General features: G+C 71.0%; 12 protein-coding genes. 7 read left to right on the forward strand and 5 right to left on the reverse strand.

All coding sequences use genetic code 11. The annotated features are described in order from the left end of the window. Positions 1-116 precede the first annotated feature (116 nt). The 3 genes from HET64_RS02335 (at position 117) to HET64_RS02345 (ending at position 4,411) form a co-directional block, all read left to right on the forward strand. Complete coding sequence (locus HET64_RS02335) at positions 117-1,838, forward strand: protein phosphatase 2C domain-containing protein (protein ID WP_215101665.1); 1,722 nt, start codon at positions 117-119, stop codon at positions 1,836-1,838. A gap of 111 nt (positions 1,839-1,949) precedes the next feature. After that, a complete protein-coding gene (locus HET64_RS02340) occupies positions 1,950-3,692 on the forward strand; it encodes a pyruvate dehydrogenase (protein ID WP_215101667.1) in 1,743 nt (580 codons plus the stop codon). A 386-nt stretch (positions 3,693-4,078) separates the two neighbouring features. After that, positions 4,079-4,411 (forward strand): SCO4225 family membrane protein, encoded by a 333-nt coding sequence (locus HET64_RS02345; protein ID WP_215101670.1) that lies wholly within the window; start codon positions 4,079-4,081, stop codon positions 4,409-4,411. Positions 4,412-4,685: 274 nt separating this feature from the next. Here HET64_RS02345 and HET64_RS02350 read toward each other — a convergent pair whose 3' ends face one another. Then, positions 4,686-5,312 carry a hypothetical protein gene (locus tag HET64_RS02350; RefSeq protein ID WP_215101671.1) on the reverse strand — a complete coding sequence of 209 codons (627 nt, stop codon included), beginning with the start codon at positions 5,310-5,312 and terminating at the stop codon, positions 4,686-4,688. 678 nt (positions 5,313-5,990) lie between these two features. Here HET64_RS02350 and HET64_RS39565 point away from each other — a divergent pair. Then, entirely contained in the window at positions 5,991-6,122 is a 132-nt protein-coding gene (locus HET64_RS39565; RefSeq protein ID WP_285801819.1) for a hypothetical protein, read from the forward strand. Between the two features lie 127 nt (positions 6,123-6,249). Continuing rightward, positions 6,250-6,705: a hypothetical protein gene (locus tag HET64_RS38645; RefSeq protein WP_251144659.1), complete on the forward strand. Its 456-nt coding sequence runs from the start codon at positions 6,250-6,252 to the stop codon at positions 6,703-6,705. Between the two features lie 36 nt (positions 6,706-6,741). Here the strand turns inward: HET64_RS38645 and HET64_RS02365 are convergent, their stop codons facing one another. Together HET64_RS02365 and HET64_RS02370 are read right to left on the reverse strand one after the other, a co-directional pair. After that, entirely contained in the window at positions 6,742-9,855 is a 3,114-nt protein-coding gene (locus tag HET64_RS02365; RefSeq protein ID WP_215101675.1) for a glycoside hydrolase family 38 C-terminal domain-containing protein, read from the reverse strand. Positions 9,856-9,941: 86 nt separating this feature from the next. Then, positions 9,942-10,376 carry a ribonuclease domain-containing protein gene (locus tag HET64_RS02370; protein ID WP_215101677.1) on the reverse strand — a complete coding sequence of 145 codons (435 nt, stop codon included), beginning with the start codon at positions 10,374-10,376 and terminating at the stop codon, positions 9,942-9,944. Positions 10,377-10,732: 356 nt separating this feature from the next. Here HET64_RS02370 and HET64_RS02375 point away from each other — a divergent pair, with 356 nt between their 5' ends. After that, complete coding sequence (locus HET64_RS02375) at positions 10,733-11,095, forward strand: ATP-binding protein (protein ID WP_215101721.1); 363 nt, start codon at positions 10,733-10,735, stop codon at positions 11,093-11,095. Between the two features lie 27 nt (positions 11,096-11,122). On the opposite strand, the gene HET64_RS02380 is transcribed toward HET64_RS02375, so the two are convergent. Together HET64_RS02380 and HET64_RS02385 are read right to left on the reverse strand one after the other, a co-directional pair. Beyond that, a complete protein-coding gene (locus HET64_RS02380; RefSeq protein WP_215101679.1) occupies positions 11,123-12,223 on the reverse strand; it encodes a DUF2637 domain-containing protein in 1,101 nt (366 codons plus the stop codon). Between the two features lie 356 nt (positions 12,224-12,579). After that, positions 12,580-13,428, reverse strand: a complete 849-nt coding sequence (locus HET64_RS02385; protein WP_215101681.1) for a (2Fe-2S)-binding protein — start codon at positions 13,426-13,428, stop codon at positions 12,580-12,582. A 146-nt stretch (positions 13,429-13,574) separates the two neighbouring features. Here HET64_RS02385 and HET64_RS02390 point away from each other — a divergent pair, with 146 nt between their 5' ends. Next, positions 13,575-14,429 carry a GntR family transcriptional regulator gene (locus HET64_RS02390; RefSeq protein WP_215101683.1) on the forward strand — a complete coding sequence of 285 codons (855 nt, stop codon included), beginning with the start codon at positions 13,575-13,577 and terminating at the stop codon, positions 14,427-14,429. Positions 14,430-14,431 lie beyond the last annotated feature (2 nt).

Here is a 14,431-nt window from a genome sequence, read left to right on the forward strand (position 1 = left end):
ACCGGTCCGCCGGGCGTCCTTCCCGTGGGGGGTGGGGTCGCCCGGCGGACCCATGTGCGCGCCACATTTTCCCGATGTCCCGTTTTCGGGCCGCCTTCGCGGTGGACAATATGGGCATGAGTCAGCAGGGGGAGAAGCCCGCCGCCCATGAGGACGACTGGTGGCGCAAGCTGTACGACGAGACCGCGCACGACACCGGTCCCGGCCGTGCGGCCGACAGTCTCGACGACCGCTTCGACTCCGTGTCGGACACGGTGAGCAGCCCGGTGGGCGACCACCGGGACACCGTGCGCGAGGCCGTCCGGGACCCGTACGGCGACGCGTACGAGGACCCCTACGCCGACCGTCACGAGGACCCGGACGCGGACCGCTCCGCGGACCCGTACGCGGATGCGTACCGGCCGCCGCCCGAGCGGAGCCGGTCCGTGGTGGCGCAGCGTGAGCCCGTCCCGGACCCCGTCCCGGACCCCGTCCCGGACCCCGTCCCGGACTCTGAAGCGGCTCCGGAGCTCATGCCCGACCCCCGGTCGGCCTGGGACCCGTATGCGAAGCACGACGGGCAGCCGGAGCGGGCCGTTGATGCCGTACCGGAGCGCATTCCGGAGCCGGAGCGGACTGCGGTGCCGGAGTCGAAGCCGGTGGTGGTGCCGGAGAGGAATCCGGTGCCCGAGTGGGCCGCGCCCGTCGGGCCGGAGCCGGCCGCCCTCCGCACCACTGTCTTCCCCGCCCCCTGGGAGGCGCCCGCCGGGCAGCCGGGGCCCCGGACGTTCGCCGCGCCGCGGGTGCCGGAAGCGCCCGAGTCCGCCCTCGCGCCCGACCCGAGCGCCCCGCACACACTTCTGCCGGATCCCGCCGACGAGGACGCGGCCGAAGGACGGCCGTCCGTCGGGCACCTCGGGGACCGGCCGCCCACCTACGACGCCGAGCCCGCCGCCCTGCCCTCCGCCACCTCGGAGAATCTCGACGGCCTCGCCCCCGACACCGTCCTCGACGGCGCGCGGTACGGGACCTACACCCTGCGCACCGCCTCCGTACGCGGCGACTCCGCCCGCTTCCGCGGAGAACCCCGGCGCGACGGGCTGCTCACCGCCCGCTTCGGAGCGGCCGAGAGCGCCCTCGTCCTCGTCGCCGTGGCCGGCGGCAACCGGGCCGGCGAAGCGGCGCACCTCGCCGCGGCCGACGCCTGCCGCTGGATCGGCGGGGCCGTCGCCCGCAGCCACATCCGGCTCTCCGAGGACATAAGGGCGGGCCGCCGGGGCGACCTGAAGGCCGGACTGCACCGGCTCACCGACCGTACGTACGGCAAGCTGCGCGCCCGCGCCGCCGAACTCGGCGTCGCACCGGACGCGTACACCGCGAGCCTCCGGTGCCTCCTGCTCTCCGCCGACCCCGACTGCCGCACCCGGGTCTTCTTCGGCGTCGGCAGCGGCGGCCTCTTCCGCCTCCGCGACGGACTCTGGCAGGACCTGGAGCCCTTCATCCCGCAGGGCGGCGGCCCGCGGGCGGGCGACGAGCAGGAGGAGGGCCCGGACGGGGACCGGCTGACCATGGACCTCCAGATCGCCGCACCGCCGTCCCCGAACGCCGACGGCCCCGCCCGGCAGCCCGCCGAGGCCTTCCGTTTCCGGGCCTCCGTGGCGCGCCCGGGCGACACGCTGCTGCTGTGCAGCAACGGACTCGCCGAGCCGATGCGCGGCGAGCCGGCGCTCCCCGGCGAGCTCGCCCAGCGGTGGGGGAGCGCCGGACCGCCCGGACTGCCCGCCTTCCTCGCCGACACCCAGCTCCGGATCAAGGGGTACGCCGACGACCGCACCTGCGCCGCCGTCTGGGAGGCGTAACCGGGCACGTCGTGGGTTGATGGATTCCGGAGCCGGACGGAACGGTGTCACGGGCTCCGGAGTCCGGACAGCCGAAGTGCACGGAGCACGGGCAAGGAAGGGTGCGCACCCATGGCCAAGCAGAACGTGGCGGAGCAGTTCGTCGACATCCTCGCCAGGGCGGGCGTCAAGCGCCTGTACGGCGTCGTCGGCGACAGCCTGAACCCCGTCGTGGACGCCATCCGGCGTAACCCGGCCATGGACTGGATCCACGTCCGCCACGAGGAGACCGCGGCCTTCGCCGCCGGAGCCGAAGCACAGATCACCGGCTCGCTCGCGGCCTGCGCCGGCTCCTGCGGGCCGGGCAACCTGCATCTCATCAACGGCCTGTACGACGCGCACCGCTCGATGGCCCCGGTGCTGGCCCTCGCCTCGCACATCCCCTCCAGCGAGATCGGCCTCGGCTACTTCCAGGAGACCCATCCGGAGCTGCTGTTCCAGGAGTGCAGCCACTACAACGAGATGATCTCCAACCCTGAGCAGATGCCGAGGCTGCTCCAGACGGCGATCCAGCACGCCATCGGGCGCGGCGGCGTCAGCGTCGTCTCGATGCCGGGCGACATCGCGTCCAGGCCCGCCCCCGAGAAGAGCATCGAGCACGCCCTCGTCACCACGCGGCCGACCGTGCGGCCCGGTGACGACGAGATCGACAAGCTCTGCCGCATGGTGGACGAGGCCAGACGGGTGACGTTGTTCTGCGGCAGCGGCACGGCCGGGGCGCACGCCGAGGTCATGGAGTTCGCCGAGAAGATCAAGTCCCCGGTCGGGCACGCGCTGCGCGGCAAGGAGTGGATCCAGTACGACAACCCGTACGACGTCGGGATGAGCGGGCTGCTCGGCTACGGCGCCGCGTACGAGGCGACCCACGAGTGCGACCTCCTCGTCCTGCTCGGCACGGACTTCCCGTACAACGCCTTCCTCCCGGACGACGTGAAGATCGTCCAGGTCGACGTGCGCCCCGAGCACCTCGGCCGCCGCTCCAAGCTGGACCTCGCGGTCTGGGGCGATGTGCGCGAGACCCTGCGCTGCCTGACGCCCCGGGTGAAGCCCAAGTCCGACCGCAAGTTCCTCGACCGGATGCTGAAGAAGCACGCGAACGCCCTGGAGGGCGTGGTCAAGGCCTACACCCGCAAGGTCGACAAGCACGTTCCGATCCACCCCGAGTACGTCGCTTCCGTGCTGGACGAGCTGGCCGACGAGGACGCCGTGTTCACCGTCGACACCGGCATGAACAACGTGTGGGCCGCCCGCTATCTGACACCCAACGGCAAGCGGCGGGTGATCGGTTCGTTCAGCCACGGCTCGATGGCCAACGCCCTGCCGCAGGCGATCGGTGCCCAGTTCACCGACCTGAACCGGCAGGTCGTCGCGATGTCCGGCGACGGCGGATTCTCCATGCTGATGGGCGACTTCCTCACCCTGGTCCAGCACGACCTGCCGGTGAAGGTCGTCCTGTTCAACAACTCCTCTCTCGGCATGGTCGAGTTGGAGATGCTGGTGGCGGGCCTGCCGTCGTACGGGACGAACAACGCGAACACCGACTACGCCGCCATCGCCCGTGCGGCCGGCGCCTACGGCGTACGCGTGGAGAAGCCCAAGCAGTTGCAGGGCGCGCTCAAGGACGCCTTCAAGCACAAGGGCCCCGCGCTCGTCGACGTGGTCACCGACCCGAACGCACTCTCCATCCCGCCGAAGATCAGCGCCGACATGGTCACCGGCTTCGCCCTCTCCGCCAGCAAGATCGTGCTCGACGGCGGAGTGGGCCGCATGCTCCAGATGGCCCGCTCCAACATCCGCAACGTGCCGCGCCCCTAGGGCGTGTCCGGCGGATGAGGGCCGGACAGGCCGCGGCGCCTGGTGCGGCGCATCGCAAGGCGCTGGAACGTCCTCATCGCGGAGCGATTCGGGCGTCTCGGCAACGCCGCGAAGTGCCGTGCCGTGCGTCGTGGACCCGGTCCTGATCCGCCGGACATGCCCTAGCCCTCTGCGTAAGGAACTCTGTTCAGAAGACCAGGCCTGTGGTCGGCCGGTGCCTTGATGACCCTCCACGCGATGCGCTGCCGGAGCCTTACGGAGCGCGAGCCACGCATGCGAACGTGAGTACGGGTGCTCATGTGGCGACTCCCGGCGGACGGCATTGTCGAGGACGTCAGCAGAACAATCACCGCACCGGGCACACCGGCGTTACCAGGAGATCCAACATGGCCAAGACCGCGCGTTCGATGCCGCAGAACCTCCGCCACCACCTGGCGAACCCTCTGGCTCTGGGATACCTGGGCGTTGTCCTCGCGGTGTGCCTGTGGGTCGCCGCGGACACCGTCTTCGCCTCCTCCTCCGGAGACGCAAGCTTCGCCGGAGTGTGGGCCTTCCTGGTGACCGCCCCGACCTCGCTGCTGGTCCCCTTCACCGGCCCCGTGGGCCTGATCGCGATTCCGATCGGTGCCATCGTCCAGGCCTTCGCGCTCGGTGCCATGTACCGCTACGTCACCGAGCGGCGCGCCCACGGCACCGAGAACGGCGCTATCAGCGCCTGAAAGCCCTGCACCCCAGTTCCGTCCGGCGAGTTCCTGGAGGCTGACCTGTGACAGCGAACCTGGACTGATCGCCACCGAAGATGGGCCAACGTCATTTCGTGACGACGAAGATGGACCGCCGCAGGTCAGGAGCGTAGAGCCTGCCAGCAGCGCTGTCGGCTCAAGATTCAGCACTCCGGTGAGCGTGCTAGCCCAGATGCGGGTGTTGCCGAGATGTGAACCAATGGGGCAATCAGTGGATCAGGGCGGTAGGTTCTCGTCGCCGGTGAGCGGTTCAGGGCCAGACAATTATGTCGAGCGTTACGTACTTGCTCTCGTCGCGGATCTGCGGAGCCTCCTTAACCGTCACAAGGCCGATGCGGTCGCTCCGCTGCACGCAGATGCGCGTGCCTTTGGTCAGGGCTGAGTTTCTGATGATGTCGGTGTACCTCGTGTCCGACCGGCACACCTCCAAGGACCCTTCCTGTCCGGAATCCAGTTTGACCATCCGCCCCTTGGACTGGAGGCCGTTGAAGCTGTCGTAGGTCAGGTCGTAGCCCACTCCCTCGCGGAGCTCGATCGGGTCGTCCGAAAGGACGATGCCGTAGTCGGCGGGCATCTTGATGTCGGTCTTGGTTACAGGGTTGCCGGTTCCCGTTTCGGCCGACGGTGAAGTGGCGGAAGCAGGAGGTGTTTGTGACACCGTCGCCGAGACAGTGGGCTGCGCTATCGGTGCGGGGGTTCGCGCTGTGGGTGAGTTGATCACCACCGGCAACCCGAAGAACCCGAACAGCAGGCCCACCACACCGGTCACCGCTGACAGCACGGCGGCCCACTCGCTGAGGCGTCTGGGCTGAGGCGGAGTGGGCGGGTCAGTGCTGGGCGGAGTGGAGGGTGGCGGGGGCGTGGGAGGCGCGCTCATGTGCAGCTCCTTCTGAATAGGGCATGCCATGTATGTTCTCAACTCAGTTATGGGGCAACCGTGTTGAGCATGCCGGGATCGTGCAGGCGACATTACGTTGCGAGGGCGCCTGATCCCTGTAGTTGTCGCCCACTGAGGGCTGATCCAGCCACGGCTGGTCGTGCGCCGCATACCCTGAGCACACGCCACCGGTTGGTTGAGGGTGGGAAGCCCAAGTAGGGAGAACACGGTTCCGCTCAGAAACCTGCGAGAGACCTACGGCCGTGACCTGGAGCTTGCCGCGCTCAAGATCCGTCGATTGCCCCTTTGGCTTGCATTTCGGCGATATGTGATATGTGTCAGCTTTTCGCCCGCTTCCACCGTCGCAATCGCCTCCATCCTGCTGACCTGCGGCGGTCCATCTTCGGGGATACAAACCACCCTCAGTCCAACTTCGTTGGCCAACGGTCAGCCTTCGCTGTCGGAGGTCAGAGGCGGTCGTCGGGCAAAGGCGCAGTCACCGGGATTCCACGGCAACCGCACCGAGGTCCGGCGGCGTCCTGCTTGCCGGGCCGTCGTCGCGTGTGCGGGGGGTCCTCGGAAGCGGCTGCGAGAAGAATGGACGGCATGGCTACGTGCAAGAAGTGCGGTGCCCGGAAGCACCGTTGGCCTCGTTCCTGCTCCCGGTGCCGTTCCGGGGTGGCGGACAAGGCGGACAAGGGGGAGACCGCGATGGATGCCGCCGAGCTGGCCACAGAGGTGGGTCTGCTCGGATGGATCGCGCGGGGTTTCATGGCGGTCGTCCGGATGGCTCTGCGCGCGATCGGCTGACCGGCACGGGGCCGTGGATGACGGCACACTGGTCGCGAGCCGGGCAGAATAGGAGCCCTTCGCGGTCGGCGGCGTCGAGGACAGCTGAGAGGCGGGCGTGGGAGCGACCGGGGGACGAGGAGAAGTCATGCGGTGTGCGCACTGTCGGCGTGAGGTCGTGTGCCGGCCGCCGATGTTCGGCGGCCCGCCCTGCCTGGGGCAGATCCACGTGCACAGCAACGAGGAGGTCTGCTTCCCCGAGCAGGGGGCGGCGAGCTCACAGGCCTGGCTGCCCGGCGGGTGCGGCTGCAGGGCCCGGGACCTGAAGGCATGCGTGACCGACCTGCCTCCTCCCCCCTCGCCGCCGAGGGGCAGTACCGAACAACTGACCGAGACCGGAGCGACGTTCCTCGGTCTCGCACCGGGCGCGGGGGTGAACGTCGTCGAGCTGGCGGACGGCGCGGGCGTGTGTGTCGTACAGGCCGGGCCCGGCGGCGGCAAGGTGTACGTCGCACCGGACCGGACCGTCCTGTTCGTTCCGTCCGCCATGGACTTCGGTGCGGGGCTCGCGGCCTTCCTCGGTGGCGCACGCACCCCCGCGTGAGGGTGTGACGACAGGACCTGAAGCCTCTCGTCCGGATCAGGCCGGGGTCAGGCGCAACGTCAGGATCTGGAACGGCCGCAGCGCGAGGACCAGCCCGTCCGCGTCCGTCTCCGCCGTGTGCAGCGGCCGTTCCAGCAGGTCGGCTAGGTGCGCCCCCATGACCGGGAAGGGCACCGTCAGCCGGGTCCGCGCCCGGCCGCCCGCCGACTCGTAGAGCCGTACGATCACATCCCCGCTCCGGTCGTCGGCGAGCTTGACCGACTCGACCGTCACCGCCGGATGCCCCGTCGACACCAGCGCGGGCACCACCGGGGCCGCGGCCGCCCGCAGCGGCAGATTCAGCGCCAGGCCCTCCCGTACGGCGTCCGTCACCTCCGCGCCGGGTGCCAGCGCGTAGCGGAAGCGGTGCACGCCCAGGTCCGTGTGCGGGTCCGGGCTGTGCGGGGCGCGCAACAGCGTGAGCCGGACCGTGGTGCCGAGGCCGTCCGGGTGCGGGGTGCGCGTCACATCGTGGCCGTACGTCGAGTCGTTGAGCAGCGCGACGCCGTAGCCGGGTTCCGCGACCCGCAGCCAGCGGTGGGCGCAGATCTCGAAACGGGCCGCGTCCCAGGACGTGTTGTCGTGCGTCGGCCGGTGGACATGACCGAACTGGATCTCGGCGGCGGAGCGTTCGGCATGGACGTCGAGAGGGAAGGCGGCCTTGAGGACCTTCTCCGACTCCTGCCAGTCGACCTCGGTTTCGATGTCGAGCTGCCGGCTCCCCGCCGCGAGCCGCAACTCCTGCACGACGGTCGACCTCCCGAAGGAGCGCACCACGCGCACGGCCGCCCGCAGCGGCCCGTCCTCGACCAGCGAAACGGAGTCCGCGGCGGTCAGATCGGTGCGGGTGCGGCGGTAGTGCCCGTCGATGTCCCAGGCATCCCAGTGGTTGGGATGGTCCGGGTGCAGCTGGAGGAGACTGGCGCGGGCGCCCGGGACCAGCACCTCGCGCCCGGCGACCAGATCGTGGACCGAGGGGACCAGCCCGTCGGCGTCCACGGTGATCCGCAGCAGCCCGTTGGCGAGGACGACGCCGCCCGCCTCCGAGGTCTTTGCCGTCACCGGACGCTCCGGGACCGCCGACCCGTCCAGCGGGCCTGCCCCGAGCCCGGGGCTCCTCGCCACCACCGCCGCGCGGCCCTCGCCCAGCTCCTGGACGTGCGCCCCGGGCGGCAGCGCCCCGGCCACCTCGGCGTCGAGCTCGATCACCTGAACGCGGTCGTAGGGGGAGGAGTTGAGCGCCACCATGCCCTCGGGCGCTCCGAGCGAAGCCACCGCCTCGGCCATCACGTCCGCCAGTTCGGCGCGCACCTCCTCATAGGTGTCCCGGGCCTCGCGGTGCACCCAGGCGATCGACGACCCGGGCAGGATGTCGTGGAACTGGTGCAGCAGCACCGTCTTCCACACCCGGTCGAGGCGCTCGTACGGATAGCGGTAGGAGGGAGAGCGCAGGGCGGCTGTCGTAGCCCACAACTCCGCCTCCCGCAGGAGGTGTTCGCTCCGCCGGTTGCCCTGCTTCGTCTTCGCCTGGGTGGTGTACGTCGCCCGGTGCAGCTCCAGATACAGCTCGCCCGACCAGACGGGCGCCTGCTCCCCGTACTCCTCCTCGGCCGCCGCGAAGAACGCCGAGGGCTTCTCGACCGTCACCCGGGGCGAACCCTCCAGATCGCGCAGCCGGCGGGCCCGCTCCAGCATCTCCCGGGTCGGGCCGCCCCCGCCGTCTCCCCAGCCGAACGGAACCAGCGAGCGGGTGGCCCGGCCCTTGTCCGCGAAGTTCTTCTCCGCGTGCGCCAACTCAGCGGCGTGCAGCTGGGCGTTGTAGGTGTCGACCGGCGGGAAGTGGGTGAAGACCCGGGTGCCGTCGATGCCCTCCCACCAGAAGGTGTGGTGCGGCATCCTGTTGTGCTGGTTCCACGACAGCTTCTGGGTGAGGAACCAGCGCACCCCCGCCAGCCGCGCCAGTTGGGGGAAGGCGGCGGTGTAGCCGAAGGAGTCCGGTAGCCAGATCTCCTCCGTCTCGATGCCCAGCTCCTCCCGGAAGAACCTCTTGCCGTGCACGAGTTGACGGGCCAGTGCCTCGCCGCCCGGCAGATTGGCGTCCGACTCCACCCACATCGAGCCGACGGGGGACCACTGACCCGCCGCCACCGCCTCCTCGATCCGGGCCCAGATGTGCGGCTGGTGCTCCTTCACCCAGGCGTACTGCTGGGCCTGCGAACAGGCGAAGACCAGCTCCGGGTAGTCCTTCGCGAGGGCGGTGACGTTGGCGAACGTACGCGAGGCCTTGCGGACGGTCTCGCGCAACGGCCACAGCCACGCCGAGTCGATGTGCGCGTGCCCCGACGCGGAGATCCGGTGTGCGCTCGCGGAGGCGGGCCGCGCCAGTACCCCGGCCAGCGCCGCCCGGCCCGCCGCCGCGGTGCCGGAGACGTCGTGCAGGTCCAGCGCGTCGAGCATCGACTCCAGCGCCCGGAGGATCTCGTGCCGCCGCGACCGGTCGGGGGGCAGCTCCCGCATCAGCTCGGACAGCACCTCGACGTCCAGGACGAGATGCCAGACCTCCTCGTCGAGCACCGCGAGGTCGGCGGAGGCGAAGCGGTAGAGGGGGCGGTCGCCGGAGGTCAGGACGTCGCCGAGCGGCGTCGGCTCGAAACCGTGCTCCAGGACCGCCGGATTGGCCGCCGCCTCCAGGAGCAGATCGACCGGCTCCCCGCCCACCGCCGGGTGCGCGAGCGCCAGATGCCGGTTGCGGGGATGAACACCCTTGAGGGGGACGCCCAGGTGGTCGTAGAGCATGCCTTCCGCCTGGAACCCCGGCCCCTGACCGGTGAACCCCGGGTCGACGACCACTTCCACCCGGCGCCCCGACCACTCATCGGGCACCGCTCCCCGGAGCCGGAACCAGCTGGTGGACCAGGGTTTACCCCACTCCGTACCGGCCGTGAACGGCCCGAAGTCCGCGCCGAGGGCCTCGGCCACCGGCACCGGCTCGCCCGGAACGTGCCACACCGACAGGGCGAGCGGGGCACGGGCGGCGTACTGGGACGGGCGGATGAACTGGTGGAGGGCCCTCTCCAGGCGGCCCTCCACCAGGGTGCGGTCGTCGTGCATCACAGCTCCTCGGGAAGGTGCGGGGCCCTGGCGGGGTGGCTCGGGTTCCCTTTCCCCGGGAGCGTGCGGAACACCCCTCGGAGGGGTCAGCAGTCGTGGTCGACCAGATCGAAGGAGGCGTAGTGGTCGGCGGTGTAGTAGTCCTCCTCCACCTGCTCGCCGGTGACGATCCGGCGGGCGCCGCGGGTGTCGGAGCCGGGCGTGATGACCGTGTACTCGTGGTAGTAGCCGGTGGACTGGCCGGGCAGCAGGCCCTCGCGGTTCTGGAAGACGGTGCCGTCCTGCTCGAACGGGAACGGTCCGCCCTGCTCGATGAGATCCAGGGTGTCGTGCGCCTGGGACGGCAGGGCGGAGTAGCAGATGCCGCCCACCGCGGCAGCCCGGAAGGCGGATGCGGAGTGGGCGGTGGGGGCGGCAGGCGGGGTGGCGGCCTGGGCCGTGACCGGGCCCGAGGCGAGGAGGACGACGGACAGGAGGGCGGCCGAGCCGCCGAACCGAGTGATGCGTGGGGGGATGCGCATGCCACCATGATGACGCGCGTAGAAGTTGGGTAGTCAACGTCAACTCGGCTGTGTTCGCCGGACGTTAACCAGAGCTGCGCCTATGTGGTGATGGCGTGCGCGGGTGGGATGTTCCGTGCGCCCCTCGCCGCTCCTGACCGTTCACCTATTGATGAGTCGACAAGCGTGACCGTGTACGTACAGGGGCATGCATCCCGTGAGGCTGTTCGACGGGCGGCCGGATCAGAGGAGGTCGGTTCACTGTGCGGGCGGGGGAAATGGCGAAGCGTCAGAGAAGGACCGCGGTCATCGAGGGGCGTGGCCCCCGGGGCCGGAGACCGGGCGAGGGGCCACCGCCGACCCGGATGCGCCGCAGGGTGGGCCACACCGAACGGTCGGCGGTGGGCGAAGTGCGCCGGGAGCTACGGGAGTTCCTCCGGGACAGCTCCGACGAGGAGCGGACCGAGGCGGCGGAGCTGCTGGTGAGCGAGCTGGTGACCAACGCGCTCATCCACACCCGGCACGGGGCGGTGGTCACCGCCACGGCGACGCCGGCCCGACTGCGGGTGGAGGTGCAGGACTTCGCCGCGGAGAATCTGCCCGCGCCGTACGTACCGAACGCCGACGACGGTACGCACGGCAGGGGCCTGATCCTGGTCCGGAGCCTGGCCGACGCCTGGGGCGTGGAGGCACAGGCCCTGGGGAAGGTCGTCTGGTTCGAGCTGCACGGCGGAGGGTGATGAGGAGCCCTCCGCCGCGCGGCGCTCTCAGCCGAACTGCTGCTCCAGATCCTTCAGTTTCTGTTCCAGCGAGTCGAGCCGGGGGAGTGTCTGGGTGTCGTCCTCGGCGGTGAGGTCGACGGTCCTCGGGTCACTACCCTGGCTCGAAGCGTCCAAGCTCTTAGAGCTCGAACCGTCCGCCTGCTTCGGGCCGACGGCTTGCAGGGATGGCCGGGGTCGCAGAGGCAGCTGACCCGGCTCTGCTATGGCGGGCTCCGCGACGGCCGGCGCCGCGCCGCCCGATGCCGCGGCGAGGGCGGGCACGTCCACCTGCCGGTCGCCCCGTCCACCGCGTCCCCAGACCCTGTTCTGCCGGTTCAGGGCCTTGATGCGGGCCCGGTCCAGCTTCTCCTGGTCGCGTCGGCGGAGCCGGTCCTGCTCACGCTCCCTGCGGTCCTCCCGCACCTCGTCCACCGCCTCGTCCAGGGTGCGGACGCCCTCCAGGAGCATCAGCGACCAGGCGCCGAAGGTCTCCCTGGGCGCCCGCAGCCAGCGGACGATCCGGATCTGCGGCAACGGACGGGGCACCAGGCCCTGTTCGCGCAGCGCGGCGCGGCGGGTCTGCTTCAGCGCGCGGTCGAAGAGCACCGCGGCCGAGAGGGACATCCCCGCGAAGAAGTGCGGTGCGCCCGCGTGGTCCATGCCCCGGGGGGCGTGCACCCAGTTGAACCAGGCGGCGGCCCCGGCGAAGGTCCACACCAGCAGCCGGGAGCCGAGCGCCGCGTCTCCGTGGCTCGCCTCCCGTACGGCCAGCACGGAACAGAACATCGCGGCCCCGTCCAGTCCGAACGGGACCAGATACTCCCAGCCTCCGGTGAGGTTCAGATTCTGCCGGCCGAAGCCGACGAGCCCGTGGAAGGAGAGCGCGGCGGCGACCGCCGCGCAGCAGAACAGCAGAACGTAACTGGCGGTGGCGTACAGCGCTTCCTTGCGTCTGCGGCGCTCCTCGCTGCGTTCCCAGGAGTCGTCGGCCGCGGCCTTGCCGGCGGCACGCTTGCCGCGTGCGACCACCGTCACCGCCGCCATGACTCCCACGAGCAGTACGGCGCCCGGAAGCAGCCAGTCAAGCGATATGTCGGTCAGTCTCATGCGCGGTCCCTTGCGTCACGTAGGGCGTTTCGTGCGCCATCGTGACGGAATTCCCGTCCCGCTCCGGTGGTTTCGGGACAAGAGCACGCCATGGGGGTGGGAGAGGCTATCGATGGGTGGAATCTTCTCGAACGGTCACCCGGTCGGGCCTGGTCGTGTTCGATTCCACGTCATCCGGACGGGCGGTGTGGATCAGGAAGCTGCGGCTAGGGGCTGTCCCGTGATCCGCGGTGGATCGGCGTGCGGCGTCGGACGCGGCGCATCGCAAGGGGGAGGGATGTCCGCGTACGGGATGTACTCGGGCGTTGCGGCAACGCGGCGAGGTGCCGTAGCTGTCCTCGTGCGCCCGCCGGGGATTACGGGGCAGCCCTCAGCTTCCGCACCCGGTCCGCGTCACAGGTGCGCGGACAGGTCACACAGGTGTCCTCGGGGCGCAGGGTGTAGAAGAGGCAGCAGCTCGCCCGGTCCCGGGTCGGCAGCGACCGGCCGTCGGGTCCGGTCAGCTCGCGGAAGCCGGCGGTGCCGACGTACGGCTTGGCCGTGCCGGGGAGCAGCAGCTCCAGCTCGGTCATCGCGCGGCGCTCCTCGCCCAGCAGATGCGCGATGTACCAGAGGCCCTCGACGATCTCGTCGGTCGCCATCCCCCACAGGGCCCGCTTCCCGCGCCGCATACGCGGCCCGAATCCCTCCAGCACGGGACCGAGGTGCTCGGTCAGGGAGGCCAGGACCTCGGCCCGCAGCGCCGCCTCGTCCGCGACGACCCGGGCCCCGGGCAGGTTGGCGGCCGGGTCGTCCGGCAGGCAGGCGAATTCCCGGACCCGCACGGTCAGGTGCCCCAGCGCCCGCTGGAAGGCCACGTCCTCGACCGGGATCCGTGGCACCCGACGCTGCAGGAACCAGGGCACCGTCACCAGCAGACAGGCGGGCCAGGCGTACCGGTGCAGACCGAAGCTCGCCACCACGTCCGGACGGGCCTGCTGACCGTAGTCGCGCAGCACCTGGGCGTTGTCCCAGGCGAGGAAGGCGTCCACGGCGTGACCGCCGGAGGCGAGCTCCGCCGCGCCGACCCAGCCCGCTCCGGACGGGGCCACGGCGTCGCCGTCGAGCACATCGGCCCGCAGACCGGGGAACACCTCGGTCAGGCGGGTGTACGCGGCGGTCACGGGGGACGTCGCGGTGCCGGTGAACGGCGGGGAGAGGGTCATGCAGGGGACCACCGAATCGGGATCGTTTGCAGGTAAGGCTTACCTTACCCGATGCCATCGATGTTTGAACCGCAGCCTCCTCCCTCTATCGTGCACAGGAGGCCCGGCGCACGCGAGTCGGCCCGTGGCAGGCGGAGGAGGTCCGGGTGGAGCAGGGCAGCGCACACGAGAGCGCACGTCCGGCGTACGCCCTGGGAGCGTTCCCGCGTACTCCGGCGGAAGGCCGGATGCCGGAGTGCCGGGTGCCGGAACAGGCCCGGGGTGAGCGGGCCGGATTCGGGCAGCCCGGATTCGAGCGACCCGGCGGCCGGCCGGGCGAGGGTGAACAGGCCGCCCGGGGCGAGCACACCCACGGCGAGCCTCCCGCGCCGCGTGCCGTCGTCCAGCGCCACTCCGTCCGCGGCCAGATCCTGGACGCCCTGCGCGCCGCCCTCGTCGACGGCGAGCTGGTGCCCGGCCAGGTGTACTCCGCCCCCGCGCTCGGCGCCCGCTTCGGGGTCTCCGCGACGCCGGTGCGCGAGGCCATGCAGCGGCTGGCCGTCGAGGGGGCCGTCGAGGTCGTGCCGAACCGCGGCTTCCGGGTCAGCGAACGCGGCCCCCGCGAACTGGCCGAACTGGCCGAGGTGCGGGCGCTGATCGAGGTCCCGGTGATGCTGAGCCTGGCCCGTACGGTTCCGGCGCACCGCTGGAGCGGCCTGCGCCCGCTGGCGGAGGCCACCGTCACGGCGGCGGCCGTCGGTGACCGGGCCGCCTACGCCGAGTCGGACCGGGCCTTCCACCGCGCGGTCCTCATGCTGTCGGGCAACGAGCAGCTCGTGACCGTCGCCGACGAACTGCACCGGCGTTCCCAGTGGCCGCTGGTCTCGGGCCCCGCCACCCGCCGGGCCGACCTGCTGGCCGACGCCTCCGAGCACACCGCCCTGCTCGACGCCCTCGTCTCCCAGGACCTCGCCGTCGTCCAGGCCCTGGTCCGCGAACACTTCGCCGGCGCCGACGGCTGACC

Origin of the sequence: Streptomyces sp. McG3 (genome assembly GCF_018619185.1) — a bacterium.
Lineage (GTDB): Bacteria > Actinomycetota > Actinomycetes > Streptomycetales > Streptomycetaceae > Streptomyces.

Coding starts and splice junctions, on each gene's coding strand:
- HET64_RS02335 (WP_215101665.1), top strand. CDS start 117: ATGAGTCAGCAGGGGGAGAAGCCCGCCGCCCATGAGGACGACTGGTGG.
- HET64_RS02340 (WP_215101667.1), top strand. CDS start 1,950: ATGGCCAAGCAGAACGTGGCGGAGCAGTTCGTCGACATCCTCGCCAGG.
- HET64_RS02345 (WP_215101670.1), top strand. CDS start 4,079: ATGGCCAAGACCGCGCGTTCGATGCCGCAGAACCTCCGCCACCACCTG.
- HET64_RS02350 (WP_215101671.1), bottom strand. CDS start 5,312: ATGAGCGCGCCTCCCACGCCCCCGCCACCCTCCACTCCGCCCAGCACT.
- HET64_RS38645 (WP_251144659.1), top strand. CDS start 6,250: ATGCGGTGTGCGCACTGTCGGCGTGAGGTCGTGTGCCGGCCGCCGATG.
- HET64_RS02365 (WP_215101675.1), bottom strand. CDS start 9,855: ATGCACGACGACCGCACCCTGGTGGAGGGCCGCCTGGAGAGGGCCCTC.
- HET64_RS02370 (WP_215101677.1), bottom strand. CDS start 10,376: ATGCGCATCCCCCCACGCATCACTCGGTTCGGCGGCTCGGCCGCCCTC.
- HET64_RS02380 (WP_215101679.1), bottom strand. CDS start 12,223: ATGAGACTGACCGACATATCGCTTGACTGGCTGCTTCCGGGCGCCGTA.
- HET64_RS02385 (WP_215101681.1), bottom strand. CDS start 13,428: ATGACCCTCTCCCCGCCGTTCACCGGCACCGCGACGTCCCCCGTGACC.